The sequence below is a fragment of the Actinospineispora acaciae DSM 45401 genome, assembly GCF_000620785.1.
In the GTDB taxonomy this organism is placed as follows: Bacteria; Actinomycetota; Actinomycetes; order Mycobacteriales; family Pseudonocardiaceae; genus Pseudonocardia; species Pseudonocardia acaciae.
This window is the reverse complement of the sequence record NZ_JIAI01000004.1, coordinates 376,575-400,173: the sequence shown is the minus strand read 5'-3', so window position 1 is coordinate 400,173 and position 23,599 is coordinate 376,575. Positions and strand designations below refer to the sequence as shown.

Here is a 23,599-nt window from a genome sequence, read left to right as displayed (position 1 = left end):
ATCAGCGGCCCATGTGTACGTAGCCGGCCCAGAGGCCAGGGAGGTTGGGGTAGTCGGTGCGGGCCCGGCGCGCCGCCTCGTGCACCGCGCGGGCCGCGTTCAGCGCGGTGTCGGACCGGATCGCGTGGTCGAGCGCCGAGTAGGTGTTCCTGGCGAACTCGCGCGCCGCCAGGTCGGGGATCTTCCAGAGGGTCGCGATGACGTCGGGGAAGCCGGCCAGCTGGAACGCGGACGCGAGGTGGATCGCCTCATCAGCGTGCCGTGACCCGGTCCGGGCGGTCTCGCACGAGGAGAGGTAGGCCACGGCCGGTTCCGCCAGGTCGAGGCGTGAGACGTCGGCCGTGGTGAGCGGTCTCGCTTGGTGGTCGTGCAGCAGCAGCCGACTTCGGGACGGGATGTCCGGATCGATCACCCCATGGCAGGCGAAATGCACCCACGTGTGGCGCTGCAGCTCGTCGAGCGTCCGTTGCCTGGTCGCCCGCTCGTTCTCCAGCTGCGTGGAGTCCGGAAAGAGGCGGCACACCATCTCGGCCTCCGCCTTGGCGTTCTCCAGAGGGTCCTCGCCGGGCGTCCGTGACATCGCGATGACCAGTGGACGTGGGGCGGTGCGGGCGGCACGGCGTTCCCGCACCGCGGCGAGCGCGCGGATGGTCGGAGCGTACGAGGAGACGGCGCGGTCCAGCAGGGAATCGCCTTTCTCGGCATGCAGCCCGGCGGCATGGATGGGGAGCATGGTCAACGCCCCGGTGGGGATCCACCACACCCTCGGCGGCGCGCCCTCGGGATCCGGCTCCGGTAGGCCCGCGACCTTCAGCACCGGATCGACCACGTATTTCCATAGCCAGGCCAGCACGTCGTATACGGCTTCCCGTCCGGAGGGGTCGAGGATGCGATCGAGGCCCACTGCGAGCTGGAGCTCGCGCGTGCGGTCGGCGACCTCGCGCAGGGTGATGGGCAACGGCCGCGTGATCACCCCGTCCGGTCTCACGATGATCGCGTCGGCACGGTCCTCGCTGACGTTGAGGTACACCACCGGCCCGTCCGCCCCCTGCGCGAGGATCCGCTCCAGGCTCGGTGTCGTGGCGAAGTCGCTGAACCCGTCCTCGGCTCGGATCCGCTCCAACAGGTGTTCCCAGCGCTCGACCTGAGCGCGCCGGATCCGCCGCGCCCGGTCGTCGACGTCGGGTGCGGGCTCGGCGCTCGTCCCGCCGTCAGCCCACCCGAGCTCGCCTTCGAACCCCGCCGACAAGGTGTAGGCCGTGCTGAGCGACTCTCGCAGCTCGTCGAACTCCGCCGCCAGCGTCGGGTTTCTGGCCTGCAGCTTCGTGAGGTCGGCGCGGACGTCGAGGGCACGTGACAGCAGCACGCCGCGCCCCTGTTCCAGCAGCACCAGCGCCTTCTCCGGCTGCCCCGCGCTGAGGGCGCAGGCCGCGGCCCTGGTGGCGATGCCGGTCCACTGGCCCAGGCGAACCTCCTGGTCCTCCCGCCCAAGCTCGAGCGAGGCGATCCTGGGCAGCAACCCGATCACACCCTCGAACGCCGTCACGGCCTCCGTGTGCCGGCCACTCGATGCGGCGATGTCGCTCCAGGCGAGGCCGGCCCTGACCCGGGTGGGGGCGTCGGCCAGCGCATGGTTCGCGGCGTCGCGGGCCGCCTCCAGCGCCCAGCCGAGCGTCCGCTCGGCCTGGTGGCCGTCATCGGCATGCGCCCGCTCGTACCGGTACCTGCTGTGCAGGGCCAGGGCGAGGTTGAGCCGGTGGTCGGCGCCTTGCGGCGCGTCCGGGGACACGGACTCGGTCGCGCGGTGCGCGAGGCGAATCGCCTCGTCGAGGTCTCCGACCCGGGGCCGGAGCTCGTACCGGTGTTTTTCGGCCGTCTCCGGGCCGGCCGTCCGGTCGCGGAGCTCGAAGCGGGTGCGGAGCGCGAGGGCGAGGGCGTTCTGGCAGGACTGGAAGAGGCGGTCGGTCGGCGGCACCCGCTGCAGCGCGAGCCGGCCCGCGTCGATGGCTTCCCCGAGGTCCCGCAGGCTCCCGGTGCTTCTTCCCCGTTCGGCGAGTAAGGCGCACAGGGTTGTCAGGTCCACCGGTCGCGCCGAGCCGCGCCTGCGTGCCGATCGAAGGCTCCGCTGGATGTGCCCGATGGCAAGGTCGAGCAACCGTCGCTCCTGGGTGAGCGCGTACTCGCTCTGGAGCGCCGAGGCGAACTCGTGGCTGCAGGCCGGAAAGTGGCGGCTTCTGAACGGCACGAGCCGAACCGCTGTCCGGCACGCCGCGCCGGCCTCGGCGAGGTCTCCGGCGCCGCCGACATGGTCGTAGCGAAGCCGTAGCGAGGCGCTCAGCAAGGACAGCACGAGCGCGCGCCTCGCGCCGCCGCGGTACCCGGTTCGGGCGATCTCACGGCCGATGTCGATGGCCTCGTCGAGGTCGTCGAGGCGGCGCAGCCGCTCGTAACGCGCGTGCAACGCCGTCAGCAGGGAGGCCACATGGGTGAGGTGGGACGAGTGGCTGACCGTGGCGCGGGCCGCGCGCCGGAATATCTCCACGGCCTGCTCCAGGGCCTCCAAGTCGTCCCTGGCGAGGAACCTGCGCAGCAGTATCCGGCCTTCGACGATCCATTCGGAGGCGGCGTCCGGATCGTAGTTGGCGTTGGAGCGTCGCTGTCGCGAGTGCTGATTCTGTCGCCACAGCGCACCGGCCCCGGCGAGGACGAACGCGGCATGCGTCGCTGTCGAGACCCACTCCAGGCCGGGCCGAGGGGCGAGCGCCGGTCCGGCCGCCAGCGCATAGGTGAGCAAGCCCACCCCGAACCCGAACGTCCGGAAGCGGGCGATGAACAGCATCCGGCCGTCGCCGGCGTGGAAGACCAACACGGCGAGCGCGCCCAGCAGCGCCACTACCTCCCCTGGCATGGCCTACCCGCGGGCCCGCGCAAGAATCTCTTTGGCACGATCCAGTGCCGACTCATGACCGGCCACGGCGCGGCACAGCTCGGTGTACATGTCCACGCTCTCCCGCGCGAGCTGCCTCATCTCGTCGTCGGCAGCCAGCTCCATGCAGCTCGGCAGCACGGCCCGCCGGAACCTGCCGATCTCGGTGCCGGGGAAGACGGAACCACGAATCCCGACCGGCTGGGGACGGCCCGGCCGCCGAGGAACGTCGGGTCGTTCCACCATGAGCGTCGCCAGGAGCAGGCGCGCCTGCGCGGCCCCCGCTATCCGGGCCTCCACCGACAGCGGGCCGTCCCCGTTCAGGTCGAGCCGCGGGGATCCGGTTTCGGCGGCAAGGGCCTCGTTGATCAGCTCGGCCCTTCCCCCGGTCGGGTCCGCCAGGTGTGAGGCGGCGAGGGTGGTGCGCGCATGCCGGCGAGCCGCGCGCGTCCCACCGCACCGTTCCATCACGGGGACCCCTTCCCGCCCCATCGCCCCGATGGCATGAAACACGGGCATCAGGCCGGCCGGTCGCGGCGCGGTGGTCGAGCGGGCCTCGGCGCGCCAGGTGAGGTTGGCGCACAGCACGAAGTAGTTGAGCCCCTCCTGGTAGGTGAGCCCGGCCCGGACGCGATTTCCCCGTGCCACCTGCCTCCTCGCGGTGTCCCAGCAGGACAGCGCCGACTGCAGCGAGCTGGCTGGCGTTCGGGCCATTACACGTCTCCTGGTTCACTCGTCACCGGCGAGGCCGTCGATGCGGGCAAGGGTGGCGACGGCTCGCCTCGAGGCCGACTCGAAACCACCTTCCGACTGGCACAGCTCGTCGTAGATGAGGACCGCCTCGGTCGCGAGCGTCCGCATCTCGGCGTCGTTGTCCAGGCCGACGCAGCTGGGCAGCACTGCTCGCAGGTACCGCTTCTGATCCTGCAGGTAGCTCACCCTTCCCCCGCTGCCGATCGGCCATCGGGGGGAGGTCGGCTCTGGCAGGCCCGGATACTTCCGGAGGATCCCGGCCAGCAGGGCGCGCGCCTGTGCGGCACCACCGATCAAGGTCGCCGGGCGCAGCGGCGGCCGCGCGTCCGTCAGCACGTATTGGTGCATCGGCCTCGTCGCCTCGTCCCGTAGCGCGTTCCGGATGCGCGCCGGCTCGCCCTTGGCGGGGTCGGCGAGATGCGAGGCGGCCAGACCCGCGCGTGCGAACTGGATCGCGAGCTCTCCGTCGCCGCGATGGTCGAACATCATCGCGGCCTCACAGCCCATCGACGCGAGTGCATGGTAGGCGGGCACGACGTTCGCGTGCGGTGTGAGCTGGAAATAGCTGACGAACCTGCCGATGGCCCTGGTGTACAGCACGCCGGCGAACGCAAGGTTCCCCCGTTCGCCCATTGCGCGGGCCTTCTCCCATTTGCCGAGGGCCTTCTGTACCAGGTGCTCGACGTCCCGCCCCACAGCTCATTCCCCCGTTCGGCCGTGCACGAGGTCGACCAGCAGGTCCGCGTACCGGGCCGCCAGCACCACGTGTGCGTGCCCCGGCGCGTCCGCCGACTGCCGGCGCAGGACCGCCTCCATGCCCCTCGCCAGGTCGGTGACCGCGCCACGCACCACCGCCGGCCGGGAGGAGGTCGCGATCGTGTCGGTGCCATGACGAGATCGGTAGCGGCCGAGCAGGCTGGCCAGCTCCGCCGCGCCATCCGCGCGGTCGGCCGCCGCTCGCTCGACGTGTCCGGCCATCACGGCCAGGACGCGCGCCACCTCCTGGCGTGGATCGGGGGCAGGGACCGGCTCCGTCGGGGGTGCCCCCGCGCCGACCGGCCCGGGGCGCCGCGTCGCCGTACGCCTCGCGCGCACCAGCGACAACACTTGGAGCAGCGCGGTCCCTATCGCGAGCGCCAGCAGCCCATGGCCGTCGGTCGCCATGCTCTCGGCCTGGCCTGAGGTGTAGGCCCACGCGGCCGCGGCCGCCCCGAGCCCCCAGAGGACCTGTGCCGGCAGCCCCCCGCCGATGAACAGGTCGATGACCACCAGTGCGCCGAACCACCACACGCCCAGCCCGATGAGGTGGATGACGGTCCCGGGCACGAACGCGACGACGATCGCGGCGACAAAGACCAACAGCATCGCGTACCGGGCCATCACGATGTCGACCGTGCCCCTCTGCCTGGTGCCGAAGCCGAAATCTTATCTGGCCGGCCGGAATGACCGCCCGCCGCACACCTACCTGGGGTGCCGCACACCCCGCACCATGCGCGACACCCCGACAAGCCGTGCGGCGCCGGAGCGGATACTCGTGCGGTGACCGGTCTGCTGGATGTGTCCACGCTTGCCGGTCCGTTGCCCGTGGTGCTGACCGTGGCGGGGTTGGCGGGGGCGGTGGGGCTGACCGTGCGGCGGGGGCGTCCGTGGTGGGTGGCGGTGGCTCCGGCGGCGGCGGTGGGTGCGGTGGTCACCGCGGGGGCGGTCGCGCTGGTGGTGAACGTGGTGTGGCGGCCGTTCCCGGACCCGCTGCCGGCCGACGTGCTGGCCTGGGTTGGGCTGGCGCTGTTCGCGGTGGTGGCCGCGGTCGGGGCGTGGTGGCCGGCGCGGGCGTCGGAGTGGTGGCGGCGGTCGGCGGCGGTGCCGATGGCGCTCGCGGTGGTGCTGCTGGCCGGCATGAAGATCAACAGTGTGTACGGGTACTACCCGACGGTGGGCGACGCGCTGGGCGTCGAGCCGGCGAACGAGGTCGACTTCGCCGCGATCGCCCCCGCCTCCGCGCCCGCCGAGCCGCCGCCGGCCCCGGAGGAGCCCGCCGCCCCGAGCCGGCCGCTGATCGAGACCTGGCGGCCGCCGCCGGACATGCCGCGCGGCGGGCGGGTCAGCAAGGTGAGCATCCCGGGCACCCGGTCGGGCTTTGCCGCGCGGCAGGGGTCGGTGTACCTGCCGCCGGCCTACCTGGGCGCGCACCGGCCGGCGCTGCCGGTGCTGGTGCTGATCGCCGGCCAGCCCGGGGCGCCGCAGGACTGGCTGACGGCGGGCAAGGTGTCCGAGCTGATGGACAGGTTCGCGGCCGCGCACGCCGGGCTGGCGCCGATCGTGGTGATGCCGGACGCGACGGGCTCGGCGCTGGGCAACCCGCTGTGCCTGGACTCCGCGCTGGGCAACGTCGAGACCTACCTGGCGCACGACGTGCCCGCCTGGGTCCACGCCAACCTGACCGTGGACGCCGACCCCCGGCACTGGGCGATCGGCGGGTTCTCCTACGGCGGTACCTGTGCGCTGCAGCTCGCGGTCCGCGCGCCGGGGGCGTACCCGCTGTTCATCGACATCTCCGGCCAGGACGAGCCCACGCTGGGCGGCCGGGAGCAGACCGTGAAGGCGACCTTCGGCGGTGACGAGAACCGGTTCCGCACGGTCAACCCGCTGGACATCCTGGCCACCGCGACGTTCGAGCACAGCGCGGGCGTGGTGGTCATCGGCGAGCGGGACACCGTCTACGGCCCGCAGGCGCAGCGGGTGCTGGCCGCCGCGACCAGGGCGAAGATGAACGTCCAGTTGCTGCGGGTGCCCGGCGCGCACTCCTGGACGGTGGCGCACGACGGGCTACGGCTGGCGATGCCCTGGGCCGCCGGCCAGCTCGGCCTGGTCGCGCCCCGGTGACGGCCGGCGGGGCAGGACCGTCCCGAGCATCACCCGGCCGATGCCCCAGACCTCGCGCGCGGTGAGCCCGGGCAGGTAGGCGCGGGTGATCGCGGCGCCGATCGCGGGCAGCGCGAGCGGGTCCGGGTAGGCCAGGTACAGCGGCCGGTAGGACGGCTGGAACTTGGCCTTGAAGGCGAGCAGCGAGGCGAACCCGTAGATCGGCTCCAGGATCCGGCTCATGGAGTCCAGCGCGCGCTGCAGCCCGCTTGCCGGGGTGTCCCGGCCGATCCTGGCCAGCGGCGCGCCGGACAGGCTCAGGAACTCCAGGCCGTCGGCCCGGCAGTCGCGCGCGGCGCTGGCGATGAGGAACTCCACCACGCCGCTCGGGGCGTCCGCGCGCCGGCGCATGAAGTCCAGCGTGTAGCCGACCAGCGTGCCGTCCTGGCGCACCGGCAGCCAGCTGGTCACCGCGTGCACGGTGCCGTCCTCGTCGACCGCGACCAGCAGCCGCACGTCGTCGTCGGCCAGCTCGTCGAGCCCGCCCAGGGTGAACCGCATCTCCGGCAGCCCCTTGTGCGCCACCCACTCCTGGGAGATCGCCCGGATCTGGCGGGTGACCTCCGGTGGCGCGTCGCTGAACCGGTACCAGCGCGCGGTGATCCCGCTGCGGGCGGCGAGGTTGATCGCGGTGCGCACGCTCTGCCACTTCTTGCCGGTGAACTTCAGGTTCGCCAGCGGCAGGATGGCCTCCTCGCCGACCTGCGCGATGTGCCAGCCCAGCGCGGCGGCGTGGGTGGCGGCGTCCGCGCCGACCCCGTACAGGCACGGCCGCCAGCTGTTGCGGTGGCAGTACTCGACGAACCCGGCGATCGCGCCCCGGTGGTGGCGTTTCTTGCCGATCGGGCCGCCGGTGGTGATCGCCACGCCGGCGATGACCCGGTAGGCCACCACCGCGGACCCGTCGGGGGTGAACCAGTAGGAGTTGCCCGGCCAGGTCGCCGGGTAGGACTGGGTGGCCGCGCCGCCGCCGGCCAGCAGCGCGCGCACCCGCGCGGAGACGTCCGTGGCCGGCGCCAGCCGAACCCTGGTGAACGCCGCGACCGCGCCGGCCAGCACCACCGCCCAGAACACCACCCCCGTCCACTCGAAGACCAGCGTGGTCACCGGCCAGACCGGGAAGAAGTCCGCCTGTATCGCGCCGAGGTAGTCCGGCGGCAGGAACCGGGTGGGCAGGTCGGCGAGTAGGGCGGCCGGCGTCGGCGCGGGCTCGAACCCGCCCGGCAGCGCCAGGCCCGCGACCAGGTAGGCCGCCGACACCGCGACGCCGGTGCGCGCGGAGGCGGTGATCCAGCGCCGGTACGTCCCCGCCGGCGCGCGCACCGCGAACAGCCGCCAGGCGGCCGCGAGCAGCAGCACGACCAGCAGCGGCTGCGCGACCGGGAGCGCGAAGGCCAGCGCGCCGTGGACGTGGTGACCGGGACCGGCGATGATCCGTTCCCGCACCGGGCTGCGCACCGTCAGCACGGCGAACAGCACGCCGAGCACGAACAGCGCCAGGTTCAGCCCGACCGCGATCAGCCACGCCGCCCGCCGCCCCCGCCGCAGGCCCTCGGCCGCGACCAGCAGCAACAGGATCGGCATGATCGACATGGTGGCCGGGCCGAAGCCGTAGAGGCGCAGCCGCGCGCGCAGGTGCGCGCACTCCCTCGGCGGCGCCGCCGGGTCGGTGCAGATCTGGGCCACCTCGGCCGGGCTCGGCGGCGGCGTGGCGAACACGAACCGCAGCACCGACAGCGGCCCGGTGTGGGTGTCCGCGAACGCGGCGATCAGCGGGCCGACCGCCGAGGCGGCCACCAGCAGCGCGACCAGCACCCGAAGCTCGGGCGTGGAGAACCCCGCCCGCGCCCTGCCGCCGCGCCGCACCAGCCTCGCCCGGACGCACGCCGCCCCCACCGCTCTGCCCTTAGCCGCCACCGCCCCGACCGCCCCGCCGGCCAACCCCGCGCCCAGCCGCAGCACGTCCCCGGGCGTCCCGGAGTACAACGCCAGCATCACCAGGCTGACCAGCATCAACAGCCGCAGGCGGCGCCGCCACAGGGTGCCCTGCCAGGCGGTGGCGGCCAGCGCGAGGCCGATCAACGCCGGCACCGGGCCGACCGTGACGGCGGTGCCGACCAGCCGGGCCCACCGCCCCGGGCTCGCCCCGACCAGCCCGACCAGGGCCAGCCCGGCGCCGGTGCCGAGCAGCTGTACCACCACCCACAGCAGCAGCGCCCGCGCAACGCCCAGCCTCCGCTCCACCACCGGCACCACGACCAGCAGCAACGCGCTCGCGAACAGGTACGCCGACCACCCCGGGCACCACAGCATCGAGCTCAGCGGCGCCCACCAGTGGCCCTCGCGCAGCCGCCCGATGCTCAGCCCGACACCTGCGGCCAGCTCGGCGGACGGGCCGTGCGCCAGGCTGCCGGTGGCCCACCCGACACCCCACAGCACCACCAGCGCGGCCGCCGTCAACGGGGTCGCGCGCACCCGCCGCACCGCCGACCCGGCCAGCTCTCCGGGTCCGCGCTTACCGGCCTTCGTCGACATGGTCGACCACCGGGTTCACCGCCCCTTCGTCACGCACGCCTCGTGGCCCACCGGCCGGGACCGTCGTCATGGCTCATGCGACGGTACGCACCGCTCACGCGGATCCGCCCGCTGATTGTCTCCGAACCCGCCGACAACAACGCGCGCGGATGCACGGACGCTTAGATATTTGATAACAAAACAACGAACCGCGCCTGACCAGCCGGATGCCGAGCGGTGATGCCCGAGTCATACCGACAAACGTGTGCCCCTCTTTTGGGTACATTCCCGACCGGGAACGATGCCGACCCGGCCGGGTTCCCGGAAACGTCGCGCGGAATTCGGGGCGAAATCGACGGCCGAGGGTCACTGAGAAATGTACCCGCCGCACCGGGGGTGTCCGCAATGTTCGATTTCACCACGACCGGCGATGAGAGTGAACACGCAGGCAGGGTGCGTTGTCCGGAGGCGTCGGCCGGCGTCCTGGCGAGTCCGTGGCGCCCGGCTGGATTTGGTCGGCGGGCGCCTCGCTCGGTCGGCCCGCGAGCCAATGTGTCATTGTGTCATCAAACATTGACAAGTTGTAGTGCGCTATGATCTCCGCCGCTGAAGCGGGGAGATTTGTGATGTCGTCGGGCGCACTGAGGCGCGGTATTACCGCCGTGCTGGAGCGTGTCTGCGCGTACCTGTGGGGCTTCCCGCCCCGGTTGATGGGGCCGATCGCGGCCCAGCTCGGCTCGCTGCGGGCGCTGGGCTGGTTCGTCTGGAACATGCCCCGGTACCAGCGGACCCTGAAGGTGTTCGGCCCGGTGCGGACCCACCTGCTGTGCACCACCATCTCCCTGATCAACGGCTGCCGGTACTGCAGCCACGGCCACGCCTACGCGTTCGAGTTGGCCTACCTGCGCGAGTACGGGCGGCTGTTCCCGCTCAGCGAGCAGGCCATCGACCTGTTGCGCGGGCTCTCGCCCGGGGTGGTGCGCCGCCGGATGGTCGGCATCGTGCAGAGCGCCGGCCTGCACGGCGAGGTGCGCTGGCTGGAGCGCGCCGCGATCCTGACCACCGCCGACGACCCGCGCCCGACCGACCGCGACGACGTGCGCATCGTGCACCTGGTCCGCATGTTCCGGGTGCTCAACTCGGCGGGCATGGCCAGCAAGACCGAGCCGGACGGCGACGCCCACTCCCCGCTGAACAAGGACATCGCGCTGAAGCTGCGCTACGCCCGGCTCCGCGACGCCGTCGACCCCGGCTGACCTCGGTTCTGTTCACGGCGTGGCTGTCATGACGTAGCCGAGGCGCGCATCACCGCGTACCGGAGCTTGAGCGCGACGTTCTTGTTCAGCGGCGAATGCGCCTCGTCGGGCTCCGCGCCACTGGTCCGGCCCACCCTGTTGAGGGTGCCGAACATCGTGACGAGGTGGGCGATGCGCTCCTCGTTGGGCTCGGCGGGGCGGTGGTCGGCGGAGGTGGCGAGCGTGATCGTTCGGTCCAGCCAGAGCGCGTCGAGGTGCAGCCCGGCGGCCTGGGTGGCCTTGACCAGCTGGTGGCGGACCTGGGCCGGCGGCAGGCCGACCATGGCAGAGATGGCCTGCTCGTCCAGCGGGAACAGCCGGCCGTACTCCGCCAGGTGCGCGAGCTCGAACGCGTAGGCGTGCCCGTACGTGCAGTAGGGGCAGCCGTTGATCAACGAGATGCCCACGCACAGCAGGTGGGTGCGGGTCTCACCGAGCGCCTTGAGGGTCCGTTCGTACTTCGGCATGTTCCGCACGAACCAGCCCAGCGCCCGCACCGGGCCGAGCTGGGCCACGATGGGCGCCATCAGGCGAGGCGGAAATCCCCACAGCCGTCTTCCGAGTGCTTCCAGGATGGCTGTGGCGCCGCGCTCGAGCGCGCTGGGCGCCATCCAAAGACTCTCCCTCGACCTGTTACCGCCGGGGCCAGATGCCGTCGGTGAGGGCAGCGATCGTAGCGCAGTGCGGGCGTCCGGTTGGCCGAGTCCACCGGAGTGGACGCATCCCTCGCGCGCGTCCTTGAGTGATCGCTATAGCGCAGCTCGGGAGCTTGTGTGACCGCTCGTGATCGCCCCCGCCGAGGGCTCGTCCGACCGACCCGTCGGTCGGAGCTGCCCCATTCGTGAGGGTGTCCGGGAGCGGGCGGCCGTGCGTTCGCGCGCTGTCCGCGATGGGGGCCGTTCACCGCGGAGTAGACCGACGGTCGGTCGGTTTTGGGTGCGGTGGTGAGCTGGCGCGGCGGGGTTCGTGATCATCAGGTCACCACGGTTGTTATAGCGGGTCAGAAACGTGCGTGGTGACCTGATGATCATGGTGAACGGCCTGGCTCGGGCGGTCTGAAGCGCGGGCGGTGACGGGGGCTCAGTTCGCCGTAAAGGTAGACCGACGGTCGGTCTGTCCCTGCTCCGTTCGTGCGGGCTCGGGTGCGGGCGTGAGCGGTCGGTGCGGGCGTGGGCGTGAGCGGTCGGTGCGGGCGGTCAGTTGCCGGCGAGCGGGGTGGGCGTGGTGTAGAGGTTGCGGTAGGCCACCGGCGGCATGCCGAACGCGCGCTTGAACGCACGGGTGAACGTCTCGACCTCGCGGAAACCCCAGCGCGCCGCGACCAGGGAGATCGGCTCGCGCGAACCCGGGCGGACCAGGTCGCGGCGCGCGCTTTCCAGCCGCCGTTTCCGGATCCAGCTGCTCGGCGACTCGTTCCTGGACTGGAACAACAACTGCAACGACCGCAACGACATGAAGTGCGCGGACGCGATCGCCCCCGGCGTCAGTCCAGGCTCGCTCAGATGGTTCTCGATGTAGGCGAGCACCTCGGCGAACCTGCCGGACTCGGCGGTGGTCAGCGCGGATCCGAGCGCGTCGCGCAGCACCGCCTCGCTGAGCTCGATGAGCGTCTCGGAGATCGCCAACCGGTTGCGCTCGCTGAGGTCGTACACATCCGAGTTGAGCCCACGCATGAGCCGGGACAGCACCCGCGCCGCACCCCTGTCCACCGGTGTGGCCGTCGCGGTGATCGTCGCGACCGCGTCGCTGGAGATGGTGAGCACGTCGCGCGGGATCATCAGCACCTGGTGGCGGTACGGCCCGAGGAAGTCCAGCGAGTACGGGCGGGTGGTGTCGGAGACGACCAGCGCGCGCTGCTGCAGGTTCGCCGTCCGGTCATCCTGCGAGATCCGGCACGACCCACTCAGGTGGAAGATCAGCTTGTAGAAGTCGGCGTGGCCGCCCGAGCGCGCCAGCTGCGGGGTGCGCACCACGGTCTGGGCGTCCGCCTTGATCGTCACCACCCGCAGGCTGCCGACCTCGTCGGCGCAGATCTTGCCGACGAAGCCGTTCTCGTCCCGAGAGAAGACGTTGATCGGGACCGATGCGCGCGAGATCGCCCGGTTCCACGAGTCGGCCCGCTCCTGGGCGCGCGTCGCGCGGGTGTCCACGTCGACCAGGTGGTGCCCGGGCGCGAGCAGCGGGTCGGTAGCAGTGTCGATGCTCATCGTTGCGGCGGCACCACCTCGTGCTCGCGTGCGGCCATCCCCGGCGCCGGGAGGACTTCGTCCGACGTCCGATGTCAGCCGCATGCTACCTCCGCGCGGCGGTTCGCAAAATGCCTGCTCGTTTGCGCGCAACGGCGGTTCGGCTGGCCGGTCCCGTGGCTACCGTCAGCAAGACCGACCCGGGGAATGGCGAGCCTTCGGAGGAAGAATGGCTGGAACCTACGATCACCTCTTCGTCACCGAAATGCAGGAATGCCGCCTCGACATGGTCAACGAGGGGGAGGCGGCCGGAAAGCCGCTGCCGCCGAACCTGAGCGATCCGTGGGCCGCGATGCGCTCCTCGGACGTGCCCGGAGCGACCGCGTACATCACCACGAGCTGGGTGCATGAGGTGGACCACGACGTCGAGTGGGTCGAGGAGCACGACCACGAATACGACGAGATCCTCATGTTCCTGGGCAACGACCCGAACAACGTGAACGACCTCGGCGGCGAAGTCTACATGACGGTCGAGGGCGAACAGCACATTCTCACCACGACCAGCTCGCTGTTCATTCCCCGGGGCACCAAGCACTGCCCGCTCGGCTTCAAGTCCGTTTCCCGGCCGTTCCGGTTCATCGCCGTCGCGCTCAGCGGCAACGGCAAGTACCTGCCCTGACCGCACAGGGACCCAGCACAAGGAGGTGCGCGGTGCGTAGACCGCTTCGCGACCGCTTGATGGTCGCCGGCTCCGTCATCAGCGCAGCGCTGATCGTCGGGGCGCTGGCGGCCTGCGCGCCACCGCCGGGCCAGACGACCGGCGGGGACACGGTCACGCTCGGCGTGGTCGGCAACACCAAGGACACGATCTACCCGTACTCCAGCCAGAACTCGCCGTCGAACAACGCGCTCTGGGCGCAGATGTACGACGGGCTGACCTATCTGGACAACGAGGGCGGCGTGCAGATGGCGCTGGCCGAGTCCATGACGCCCAACGCCGACGACACGGTGTGGACGATCCACCTGCGCCCGGGCGTCAAGCTGCACAGCGGTCGGACCTTCGGCGCGGACGACGTCATCTACAGCGTCACCAAGATGCTCGACCCGAAGAGCGCCTACACCCCGTCGACCCAGATCAACATGGTCGACCCGAACGGCATCACCAAGGTCGACGACCTGATCGTCCAGATGAAGCTGACCCGCCCGTACGGGCCGTTCCCCTCGGCCTGGTCGTCCGACCGGCTGGTCATGGTCGGCAAGGACTGGACCGAGCAGAACCCGGACGGCACCGGCCCGTTCACCGTCGACGCCTTCACCCCCGGCCAGGAAGGCACGTTCACCAAGTTCGACGGCTACTACGGCCAGAAGCCCAACTTCAAGCACCTGCGGCTGGTGTACTTCCAGGACCAGCCCGCGATCACCAACGCGCTGCGCGGCGGCCAGATCGACATCGCGTTCACCGTGCCGTTCACCGACGTCACGACGCTGCGCGCGTCGCCGGGGATCAAGATCCTGGAGAGCGAGAGCGCCGGTTACCTGATCTTCGAGATGCGCCTGGACGTCCCGCCGTTCACCGACCCCAGGGTGCGCGAGGCGTTCCGGCTGATCGTGGACCGCGACCAGATCGCGAAGAACGCCTTCGGCGGCTACGCCAGGCCGGCCAACGACTACCTGGGCAACAACACCCCGTGCCCGCCGCCGGCCGTGCCGCAGCGCACCCAGGACATCGCCCGAGCCAAACAACTGCTCGCCGAGGCCGGCCAGACCAACATCTCGGTGGAGCTGCCCACCGACGCCGCGTTCCCCGGCATGCTGGAGGCCGCCCAGCTGTTCGCCCAGCAGGCCGCCCAGGCCGGCGTCACGGTGACCGTCCGCAAGATGGACGGCGCGGCCTTCCTCAACAAGTGGCTGCAGTGGCCGTTCCTGGTCGGCTACTCCTCCTCGCCCTACTTCATCACCGCGACCAGCCACTTCGCCCCCGCCGGCGAGGAGAACGCGACGCACTTCGACGACCCGGAGTACAACCGCCTCTCCACCCAGCTCTACGCCACCAGCGACCAGCGCAAGCAGTGCGACGCGATCACCCAGATGCAGCGCATCGAGCACGAGCGCGGCGGCGACATCGTTCCCATCTACCCCAAGCAGCTCATCGCCTACAACGAGCGGGTGCAGGGCCTGCGGCCCGACCTGTACGGCCGGGGCTCGTTCGAGTTCCGAGGGGTGTCCCTGACGCCATGACCGGAAGGAACGGAACCGGGCGCGGGCGGTGGCTGGCGCTGCGGCTGGTGCAGGGCCTCGCCACCCTGTTCGTGGTCTCGATCCTGATCTTCGCGGCCACCCAGGCGCTGCCGGGCGACGTGGCCAGGCTGATCCTGGGCGTGCACGCCACGCCCGAGCGGCTGGCCACCGTCCGCGAGCAGCTCGGCCTGACCCAGCCGCTGTACGTGCAGTACTGGCGGTGGTTCACCGGCGTGCTGCACGGTGACTTCGGCACCTCGCTGATCAACGGCCAGCCGGTGAGCGCGCTGCTGGGCGTGCGGCTGCGCAACTCGGTCACGCTGAGCGCCATCGCGCTCGTGATCATGCTGCCGGTCTCGCTGGTGGTGGGCATCGCCGCCGCGCAGCGCAAGGACAGGGCGGTGGACAGGTCCTTCCTGGGCCTGTCGATGATCGCGAACGCGACGCCGGAGTTCGTGCTCGGCACGGTGCTGGTGGCGCTGCTCGGCACCAACGTGTTCAAGATCTTCCCGCCGGTGTCGATCATCCCGCCGTCGCACATGCCGTGGTGGCACCCGGGGGCGATGGTGCTGCCGGTGACCACGCTGGTGATCGGCGGCGTGATGTACCTGTCCCGGCTGGTCAGGGTGTCCTTCATCGACGTGCTGAGCAGCGAGTACATCCAGGCGGCCCGGCTCAAGGGGCTGTCCACCGCGCGGATCCTGTTCAAGCACACGCTGCCCAACGCGCTGGCCCCGGCGATCCCGGCGGCCAGCCTGGTGGCCGCGTTCACCGTCGGCGGGGTGGTCGTGGTGGAGTACCTGTTCGCCTATCCCGGGGTGGGCTCGGCGCTGGTGGACTCGGTCGGCAACCGGGACGTCCCGGTCGTGCAGGCCATCGTCCTGATCATCGCGGTCACCTACTTCCTGCTGAACCTGGTCGCGGACGTGCTGGGCAACCGAGGGTCCGGGCGATAGGGGCGAGATGCAACCGACCACCACCACCGCCGAACTGATCGAGCCCGCCCCGAGCGACACCGAGGGAGCCCGCCGCGAGCTCGGCCGCTACTGGCGCTCCGGGCAGGTGCGCTGGGGCCTGGTGCTGTTGCTGGTCACCACGATCGCGGCGTTCGCCGGGCCGTGGCTGGCGCCGCACGACCCGACCCGGTCGATCGGCCTGCCGTACGCGCCGCCGGGCGGGGCCAGCCCGCTGGGCACCGACCAGCTCGGGCGCGACGTGCTGTCCCGGGTACTGGCCGGCGGCGCGCACCTGGCCTGGATGGCGCCGGCCTCGGCGGTGGCCAGCGTCGGGCTCGGCGCGCTGGTCGGGCTGCTGGCCGCGTTCTATCCCGGCCGGACGGACTCCGCGCTGATGCGGGTCATGGACGTGCTGCTGGCCTTCCCGGGGCTGTTGTTCGCGCTGCTGTTCGTGTCCATGCTCGGGCCGGACCCGGTGCTGCTGGTCACGCTGGTCACCCTCGCGCTGCTGCCCGGCGTGGCGCGGGTGGTGCGCGGCGCGGCGGTGCCGCTGACCACCCGGGAGTACGTGCTCTGGGCGCGCGCGGTGGGCATCCCCGGCCGGGAGATCCTGTGGCGCGAGGTGCTGCCGAACGTGACGTCCCCGCTCATGGTCGAGCTGGGGGTGCGGCTGATGTGGGCGGTCGGGATCCTCGCGTCGATGAGCTTCATCGGCTACGGCATCCAGCCGCCGACGCCGGACTGGGGCCTGATGGTCAGCGAGAACCGCACCGGGCTGGCCGTGCAGCCGCTGGCCGTGCTCAGCCCGATCGTGCTCATCGTGCTGTTCACCGTCGGCGGGAACCTGATCGCCGAGGGCGCCGCGCGGGTGATCGCCCGCACCGAAGGGGCGGACTGAGATGGCGGTCGTCGAGGTCGAGGGGCTGACGGTCGTCCTGGAGGCGGACGGCAGCCCGATCGTGAACGACGTGTCGCTGTCCCTGGAGCACGGCCACGCGATGGGCGTGGTCGGCGAGTCCGGCTCCGGCAAGACCACGCTCGCGCTGGCGCTGCTCGGCTACTCCCGTCCCGGCGCGAAGATCACCGGCGGCCGGGTCACGATCGACGGCACCGACCTGCTGTCGCTGTCCCCGGCCGGGCTGCGCCAGGCCCGCCGCGAGCTGGTGGCCTACGTCCCGCAGGACCCGGCGGCCGCGCTCAACCCCGGCCTGCGGATCGGCACCCTGCTCACCGAGGGCCTGGCCGGCGAGCCCTCTGAGGTGGCAAACCGGGTGCGGGAGATCCTGGACACCGTCGGGCTGCCGTCCGACGACGCCTTCCTCAAGCGCCACCCCGGCCAGCTCTCCGGCGGCCAGCAGCAGCGGGTGGCGATCGCGATGGCGGTGGCCGCCGGCCCGCGCCTGATCGTGCTCGACGAGCCCACCACCGGCCTGGACTACTCCACCCAGGCCAAGGTGCTGGAGCTGGTCAAGCGGCTGTGCACGTCCCGGGACATGGCCGCCGTCTACGTCTCCCACGACCTGGCCGTGGTCGGCGAGGTGGCCGACCAGGTCACCGTGATGTACGGCGGGCGCACCGTCGAGTCCGGCACCCGCGCCCAGGTTCTGGGCAGCCCCGCGCACCCGTACTCGCGCGCGCTGCTCGACGCGGTCCCCTCGGTGCGCGAGCGGCTGCGGCTCGCGCCCATCCCCGGCCGCGCGCCCTCGGTCGGCCAGCACGGCCCCGGCTGCGTGTTCGCGCCGCGCTGCGGGTTCGTGGTCCAGGCCTGCCGGGAGTCCGAGCCCGAGCTGGTGCCCGTCCCCACCGGCAACCAGGCGCGCTGTTTTCGCACCTCGGAGGTGCTGGCCAGGCCCCGGATCGCGGCCAGGGACGGCGGTGCGCGGCTCGCCGATATGGCCGGCGCGTCGTCGTCGCTGCGCGCGGTGCGGCTCAACGCGGGCTACGGCGGCCGGCAGGTGCTCTTCGACGCCTCCCTGGACCTGGCCAAGGGCGAGTGCCTCGCGCTGGTCGGCGAGTCCGGTAGCGGCAAGACCACGCTCTCGCGCTGCCTGATCGGGCTGCACGAGGAGGTCTCCGGCGAGCTGCGGTTCGACGGCGAGCCGCTGCCGCTGCACGCCGACCACCGCTCCGACCCCGCCCGCCGCGGCCTGCAGTACGTCTTCCAGAACCCGTACGGCTCGCTCAACCCCCGGCGCACCGTCGGCGCCAGCATCGAGGCGCCGGTGCGGCACTTCTTCGGCCTCGGCGCGCGGGAGACCCGGAGCCGCGCCGCCGAGGCGCTGGAACGGGTGGAGCTGCCGGCCGCGATCGCGGGCAGGTACCCGGCCGAGCTGTCCGGCGGCCAGCGCCAGCGGGTGGCCATCGCGCGGGCGCTGGTCTGTGACCCGGAGGTGCTCATCTGCGACGAGGTCACCTCCTCGCTGGACGTCTCGGTGCAGGCCGCCGTGGTCGAGCTGCTCCGCTCGCTGCTCGCCGACGGCCTGGCCATGGTGTTCGTGACGCACAACCTGGCGGTGGTGCGCAGCATCGCGGACAGCGTGGTGGTGCTCAGCAACGGCCGGGTGGTGGAGGCCGGCACCGCCGACCGGGTGCTCACCGCGCCCGCCGACGACTACACCCGATCCCTGCTCGCCGACACCCTGGAGGTGCCCCAGCCCACTCCGACCTGATCTCAACCCAACCCGTCGAAGGAGAGGAACGCGCGCACATGGCAGGCAAGTACGACCACCTGTTCGTCACCGAGATGAAGAGCTGTGACGAGGACATGGTCTACGAGGGCGAGGAGACCAGCGAGGAGAACCTCCCGAACATCGGGCAGGGGTTCGCCATGATGCGCTCCAAGGACGTCCCGGAGAGCCGGATCTACATGACCCACGTGTGGATCAACGAGAACGACACCCGCCAGACCTGGGTGCACGAGCACGTGCACGACTACGACGAGATCCTGTCCTGGCGGGGCAACGACCGGGACAACCCGCACGACCTCGGCGGCGAGATCTTCATGACCATCGAGGGCGAGGAGCACCGGATCACCACCACCGGCTCGGTCTACATCCCGGCCGGGACCAAGCACTGCCCGCTCGGCTTCGGCCGCATCGAGCGCCCGTTCACGTTCAGCGCGCTCATGCTCGACGGCGACTACACCGGCCGCCGCAGCTGATCGCCCAGCCCGTCGGGGCGGCCCGCCACGTGGTGGGCCGCCCTTCGGTTCTCCCGAGCCGGCATCGGCCGGACGGATTACAGTTCGCCAAACCGTGTATCCGGGAGGAACCATGTCAACGGCGACAGGGGTCCGGGCGGTCTCGCCGATGACCGTCGCGTTCGCGAGCTTCATCGGCACCACCGTCGAGTGGTTCGACTACTTCATCTTCGGCACGGCCGCGGTGCTCGTGCTCAACAAGCAGTTCTTCCCGACGCTCAGCCCGGTGGCCGGCACCCTCGCCGCGTTCGCCACGTTCTCGGTGGCGTTCGTCGCGCGGCCGCTGGGCAGCGTCTTCTTCGGCCACTTCGGCGACCGGGTCAGCCGCAAGGCCATGCTGGTGTTCACGCTGCTCGGCATGGGGCTGGCCACCGTGCTGATCGGGCTGCTGCCCGGTTACGCGGTGATCGGCGTCGCGGCGCCGGTGATCCTGGTCGTGCTGCGGCTGGTGCAGGGCTTCGCGGTCGGCGGCGAGTGGGGCGGCGCCGCGCTGATGGCGCTGGAGCACGCGCCGGACCGGGGGCGCGCCTTCTACGCCAGCTGGGCGCAGTCCGGGGTGCCCGCCGGCCTGGTGCTGGCCACCGGCATGTTCTACCTGGTCCAGCTGATGCCCGAGCCGAGCTTCCAGGCGTGGGGCTGGCGGCTGCCGTTCCTGGCCTCGTCGGTGCTGATCCTGGTGGGTCTCTACATCCGGTTGAAGATCACCGAGTCGCCCGAGTTCACCAAGATGCGCGAGGAGGAGGCCACCCGGGAGCGGCGGGTGCCGATCGTCGACGTGCTGCGTGCGCACAAGCGGTCGGTGGTGATCGGCGCGCTGTCCATCGCGGGCGGGAACACGGTGTTCTACCTCGCCACCGTCTACTTCCTGGCGCACGGGCCGGGCGACCTCGGGTTCGACAGGGGCCTGATCCTGGTCATGATCACGGCGGCCGCCGCGCTGGACGTGGTGAGCATGCCGCTGGTGGCGAGGGTCGCGGACCGGATCGGGCGCAGGCGGCTGCTGCAGCTCGGCGCGGTGATCGGGATCGTGACCGGGGTGCCGATGTTCGCCGCGTTCCAGACCGGCAGCGGGTGGGGGATCTTCCTGGCCGCATTCCTCGCGCTGCCGGTCGGCCACGCGTTCTCCAGCGCCGTGATCACCAGCTTCATCCCCGGGCTGTTCGAGACCCGGGTGCGCTACACCGGCGCCGGCCTCGCCTACCAGCTCAGCGGCATCATCGCCTCGGCGCCGGCGCCCTTCGTCGCGGCGTTCCTGTACGCGCAGACACACAGCAGCCTGGCGGTCGGGGCGTACCTGTCGGCGGTGTCGCTGGTCGCGCTGGCGGCGATCTCGTGCGGCCCCCGGGAGAGCCTGGACCGGGAGGTTCGGTAGTTCTACGGATCCGTCGGGCCGGGGGTCGGGCACAGACTGGCGGGCATGTCCACCGACTCGATCCGCCCGACCACCCGGGCGTTCGGATACGTACTGACGCTGCTCTCGATGGGCATCACCGTCACCGCGCTGGGGGCCGTGCTGCACAACCTGGTGGACATCGCCTTCGGCTACACCAGGGGCACCGACGGCCTGGTCACCTGGGCCGCGTCCACCCTGGTCGTCGCGCTGCCGATCTTCGTGGGGCTGTTCTTCTGGCTGCGCCGCGCGGAGGCCGCGGAGACCGCTGAGGCCGGCGAGGCCGGTGAGCTGGACCGGGGCAGCAGGCTGGCGGTGCAGGTGACGCTGGTGGTGGCGTTTCTGTGGGCGGTGTCCCGGCTGGTCCGTTACGTCTACAGCGTGCTCAACGCCGGCTCCGGCGAACCGGGCCTGGGCAGCAACATCGGCAACCACCTGGGCAACCTCACGCACACCGCGATCACCGTCGGCCTGGCCGGGGCCGTGTTCTGGTACTGGCGAGCGGCGCCGAGGCCGACCGGGTTCCGGCGCACCGCGCTGGTGACCGGCCTGCTCGCCGCCGGCTGCGTGGTGGCGGTCGTCGGGCAGTCGCTGCTGGCCGTGTCGATCCGCGCGGACGCCGCGACCGAGGACCGGATCCGCACGCTCGCCGCCGGCGTCGAGAACCACGCGCGGACCACCGGCGCGCCGCCGCCGAGCCTCGACGGCCTCGGCCTGGACACCACCGGCGTGCGCTATGCCGTCACCGGCCCGCGCACCTTCGAGCTGTGTGCCACCTTCGCCACCTCCAGCGCGGATCCGTACCCCCGGCCGAGGCCCCGCCCGGTCGGTTACGTGGACCCGAGCGTGCACCCGGCCGGCGAGGTGTGCTTCCCGGCCTCGGTGTCTCCAGCTCCCTGACCTGGGCGCTAGCTGTCGCTGCGCAGCCGCTCGATCTGCGCGCGCAGGCCGTCGCTGTGCTCCCGCAGCGTGTCCATCCGCGCCTGCAGGCCGTCCAGCCGCCGCTGGTAGAGCTCGACCAGGCCCGCGCAGGCCGGTTCGCCGTCCAGGTCGGCGTCCAGGCAGGCCCGCAGCTCGCGCACCTCGTGCGAGCTCAGGCCGGTGCCCAGCAGCCGGTTGATGTTGCGCACCCGCAGCACGGCGGCGTCCTCGTAGTCCCGGTAGCCGTTGTGCAGCCGGTTCGAGCTGACCAGGCCGAGCTGCTCGTAGTAGCGCACCGCCCTGGTCGTCACGCCGGCCCGCCGCGCCAGCTCGCCAATGCGCACGACCGACCTCCCCTATCCGCCGGCCCGCCGTGTCGGGTAGCGCGCCACCGACGCCGCCAGCAGCACGACGGTGACCAGCCCGAGGGCCGTCGCCGTCACGGTGACGCCGGAGACCCCGTACCCCGAGAATGCCACGCCACCGAGCCCGCCGCCCATGGCGATGCCGAGATAGAGCGCGCTGCTGTTCAACGCCACCGCCTCGGTGCCGGCCGGGCCGGACAGCGCGAGCAGCCGCGCGTTCATCGGCGGGTTGAACGCCCACCCGGCCAGGCCCCAGCCGGCGAACACGGCGGCCACCGCGGCCAGCGGCACCCCGCCCGGACCGGCCAGCCCGAGCGCCGCCAGCCCGCCGGTGGCGACCACCTGCACCGCGCAGCTCCCGACCAGCGCGCGGTCCGCGCCGAGCCGGTCGGTGAGCCGCCCGCCGACCACCGTCCCGGCGGCGCCCACCGCCCCCACCACCAGGATCAACACCGCGAGACCGTCGACGTCGGCCCCGGACAGCTCCCGCGCGATGGGCGCGATGTAGGTGTAGCTCATCAGCCCGTAGCTGGCCCCGACGACGGTGCCGAGCACGGCGGCCACGATCGGTGGCCTGGTCAGCAGCGCCAGCCGCCTGCGCATCCGCAGCCGGGGCCCGCCGGGCAACCTGGGAAGCAGCGCGGGCACCACCAGGGCCGCGACGCCGGCAAGCACGGCGACGAAGCCGAAGGTCGCGCGCCACCCCCACATGCCGCTCAGCCAGGTGCCGGCCGGCACGCCGGCCACCAACGCCAGGGTCAACCCGCCCGCCACCGTGCCGATGTAGCGACCCTCGCGCCCGGGTGGTGCCATGCCGGCGGCGACCGCGAACGCCACCGGCGTGACCGAGGCACCGGCCAGCGCCGCGAGCACCCGCATCGCCATCAGGACGCCGAACGATGAAGCGACCACCGCCCCCGCGTTGGCCAGCGCGAACACCGCCAACCCCACGCCCAGCACCGCGCGCCGGGGCAGCCGGGCCGTCGCCACCGCCAGCACCGGCGCCGCCACCGCGTACACCACCGAGAACACCGACACCAACTGCGCCGCAACCGCCTCGGACACCGCGAACCCGCCGGCCAGGCCCGGCAGCACACCGGCGACCACGAAGTCGTCGGTGCCCACCACGAAGGCGACCAGGGCCAGGCACAGCAGCCCGGCCCCGGCGGCGAGCCGTCCGGGCCGTTCGTCAACATCAACCATGTGCGGACGCTAAAACCCGGACGCTAGCGTCAAGGTCAACCTGTCCGCGGCCGCTCGCCCCGACGTGTGCCGAAACGCCCGACTCAGTGTGCTGAGAGCCCCGACTCGCGGGCGGTTTGGGCGGGCTTGAGCGCGCCGGCGAGCAGGTTGCGCACGGCCCATTCGAACTCGGCGGGGGTGAGGGCGCCGGCGGGGTCGTGGGTGGGGCTGAAGGTGTGCTTGTTGAGCAGGTGGCCGATCACTAGTGGCCAGAGGGCTCGGTAGGTGCGGGTGGCGGTCTGGGCGGTCATTCCGGCGGCGCGGAGTTGGGACAGGCAGCGGTCGCGGATGGGGGTGGCGGCCGCGGTGTGGTGGGCGCCGCCGGCGATCACCTGGGCGCCCCAGGGGTGGGCGGCCAGGTAGTCGTAGATGGCCATCCACTGCGCGGTGACCGTCTCGGTCGGTGAGTGGCCCTGCTCGATCAGGGGGTAGCCGGCGGCCAGGTCGTCGACCAGCAGCGCCAGCAGCTCGGCGCGGTCGGCGATGTGTCGGTACAGCGAGGCCTGGCCGGTGTCCAGCTCGGCGGCCACCCGGCGCAGGGTCAGCTCGCCGAGGCCCTCCGCGTCGGCGATCCGGCGGGCGACGGCCAGGATCGCGCCTCGGTTGAGCGCGCCGTGGGGGCGGGGGCGTCGGGTTGTCACCATGGCCATACTCCTTGCGAACGGCGTTCGCAGTTGGTTAGCCTGCCCTTC

The 23,599-nt window shown here is 72.0% G+C and carries 20 protein-coding genes; 10 read left to right on the top strand and 10 right to left on the bottom strand.

What is annotated here, in order from left to right; genetic code table 11:
- Position 1 precedes the first annotated feature (1 nt).
- From N912_RS60570 to N912_RS0122005, 4 genes are read right to left on the bottom strand one after another with little or no spacing between them, the layout of a single operon-like run.
- Positions 2-2,908: a CHAT domain-containing protein gene (locus N912_RS60570; RefSeq protein ID WP_156993859.1), complete on the bottom strand. Its 2,907-nt coding sequence runs from the start codon at positions 2,906-2,908 to the stop codon at positions 2-4.
- Positions 2,909-2,911: 3 nt separating this feature from the next.
- On the bottom strand, positions 2,912-3,640 hold the full coding sequence (locus N912_RS0122015) for a hypothetical protein (RefSeq protein ID WP_028924099.1): 729 nt from the start codon (positions 3,638-3,640) through the stop codon (positions 2,912-2,914).
- Between the two features lie 15 nt (positions 3,641-3,655).
- The gene (locus N912_RS0122010) at positions 3,656-4,375 is read right to left on the bottom strand and encodes a hypothetical protein (RefSeq protein WP_028924098.1); all 720 of its coding nucleotides are present in this window, start codon (positions 4,373-4,375) and stop codon (positions 3,656-3,658) included.
- 3 nt (positions 4,376-4,378) lie between these two features.
- Positions 4,379-5,062, bottom strand: coding sequence for a hypothetical protein (locus N912_RS0122005; protein ID WP_156993857.1), 684 nt, complete (start codon positions 5,060-5,062; stop codon positions 4,379-4,381).
- Between the two features lie 156 nt (positions 5,063-5,218).
- Here N912_RS0122005 and N912_RS0122000 point away from each other — a divergent pair, with 156 nt between their 5' ends.
- Complete coding sequence (locus tag N912_RS0122000) at positions 5,219-6,562, top strand: alpha/beta hydrolase (protein ID WP_028924096.1); 1,344 nt, start codon at positions 5,219-5,221, stop codon at positions 6,560-6,562.
- Here the strand turns inward: N912_RS0122000 and N912_RS53755 are convergent.
- Positions 6,506-9,136, bottom strand: a complete 2,631-nt coding sequence (locus N912_RS53755) for a bifunctional lysylphosphatidylglycerol flippase/synthetase MprF (protein WP_051580587.1) — start codon at positions 9,134-9,136, stop codon at positions 6,506-6,508. The two genes, N912_RS0122000 and N912_RS53755, sit on opposite strands and share 57 nt — an antisense overlap.
- A 605-nt stretch (positions 9,137-9,741) precedes the next feature.
- On the opposite strand from N912_RS53755, the gene N912_RS0121990 reads away from it, so the two are divergent.
- Positions 9,742-10,371: a hypothetical protein gene (locus N912_RS0121990; RefSeq protein ID WP_156993855.1), complete on the top strand. Its 630-nt coding sequence runs from the start codon at positions 9,742-9,744 to the stop codon at positions 10,369-10,371.
- Between the two features lie 26 nt (positions 10,372-10,397).
- Here the strand turns inward: N912_RS0121990 and N912_RS0121985 are convergent, their stop codons facing one another.
- Positions 10,398-10,937: a hypothetical protein gene (locus tag N912_RS0121985; RefSeq protein ID WP_028924094.1), complete on the bottom strand. Its 540-nt coding sequence runs from the start codon at positions 10,935-10,937 to the stop codon at positions 10,398-10,400.
- 669 nt (positions 10,938-11,606) lie between these two features.
- Positions 11,607-12,617 carry an AraC-like ligand-binding domain-containing protein gene (locus tag N912_RS0121980; protein WP_028924093.1) on the bottom strand — a complete coding sequence of 337 codons (1,011 nt, stop codon included), beginning with the start codon at positions 12,615-12,617 and terminating at the stop codon, positions 11,607-11,609.
- A gap of 208 nt (positions 12,618-12,825) precedes the next feature.
- Here N912_RS0121980 and N912_RS0121975 point away from each other — a divergent pair, with 208 nt between their 5' ends.
- The 8 genes from N912_RS0121975 (at position 12,826) to N912_RS0121940 (ending at position 21,279) form a co-directional block, all read left to right on the top strand.
- Entirely contained in the window at positions 12,826-13,275 is a 450-nt protein-coding gene (locus tag N912_RS0121975) for a cupin domain-containing protein (RefSeq protein ID WP_028924092.1), read from the top strand.
- A 32-nt stretch (positions 13,276-13,307) separates the two neighbouring features.
- Entirely contained in the window at positions 13,308-14,834 is a 1,527-nt protein-coding gene (locus tag N912_RS53750; RefSeq protein ID WP_156993853.1) for an ABC transporter substrate-binding protein, read from the top strand.
- The gene (locus N912_RS0121965) at positions 14,831-15,790 is read left to right on the top strand and encodes an ABC transporter permease (RefSeq protein WP_028924091.1); all 960 of its coding nucleotides are present in this window, start codon (positions 14,831-14,833) and stop codon (positions 15,788-15,790) included. Before N912_RS53750 ends, N912_RS0121965 begins: the two co-directional genes overlap by 4 nt.
- A 7-nt stretch (positions 15,791-15,797) precedes the next feature.
- The gene (locus N912_RS0121960; RefSeq protein WP_084211087.1) at positions 15,798-16,688 is read left to right on the top strand and encodes an ABC transporter permease; all 891 of its coding nucleotides are present in this window, start codon (positions 15,798-15,800) and stop codon (positions 16,686-16,688) included.
- Position 16,689: 1 nt separating this feature from the next.
- Positions 16,690-18,459, top strand: a complete 1,770-nt coding sequence (locus N912_RS0121955) for a dipeptide ABC transporter ATP-binding protein (protein ID WP_028924089.1) — start codon at positions 16,690-16,692, stop codon at positions 18,457-18,459.
- 38 nt (positions 18,460-18,497) lie between these two features.
- Positions 18,498-18,950 carry a cupin domain-containing protein gene (locus tag N912_RS0121950; protein ID WP_028924088.1) on the top strand — a complete coding sequence of 151 codons (453 nt, stop codon included), beginning with the start codon at positions 18,498-18,500 and terminating at the stop codon, positions 18,948-18,950.
- Positions 18,951-19,062: 112 nt separating this feature from the next.
- Positions 19,063-20,361: an MFS transporter gene (locus tag N912_RS53745; RefSeq protein ID WP_051580585.1), complete on the top strand. Its 1,299-nt coding sequence runs from the start codon at positions 19,063-19,065 to the stop codon at positions 20,359-20,361.
- A 45-nt stretch (positions 20,362-20,406) separates the two neighbouring features.
- Positions 20,407-21,279, top strand: coding sequence for a DUF5671 domain-containing protein (locus N912_RS0121940; RefSeq protein ID WP_028924087.1), 873 nt, complete (start codon positions 20,407-20,409; stop codon positions 21,277-21,279).
- An 8-nt stretch (positions 21,280-21,287) separates the two neighbouring features.
- Here the strand turns inward: N912_RS0121940 and N912_RS53740 are convergent, their stop codons facing one another.
- From N912_RS53740 to N912_RS53735, 3 genes are all read right to left on the bottom strand, one after another.
- On the bottom strand, positions 21,288-21,644 hold the full coding sequence (locus N912_RS53740; protein ID WP_037065838.1) for a MerR family transcriptional regulator: 357 nt from the start codon (positions 21,642-21,644) through the stop codon (positions 21,288-21,290).
- 12 nt (positions 21,645-21,656) lie between these two features.
- Positions 21,657-22,868 (bottom strand): MFS transporter, encoded by a 1,212-nt coding sequence (locus N912_RS0121930; RefSeq protein ID WP_028924086.1) that lies wholly within the window; start codon positions 22,866-22,868, stop codon positions 21,657-21,659.
- An 83-nt stretch (positions 22,869-22,951) separates the two neighbouring features.
- Positions 22,952-23,551 (bottom strand): TetR/AcrR family transcriptional regulator, encoded by a 600-nt coding sequence (locus N912_RS53735; RefSeq protein ID WP_064745357.1) that lies wholly within the window; start codon positions 23,549-23,551, stop codon positions 22,952-22,954.
- Positions 23,552-23,599 lie beyond the last annotated feature (48 nt).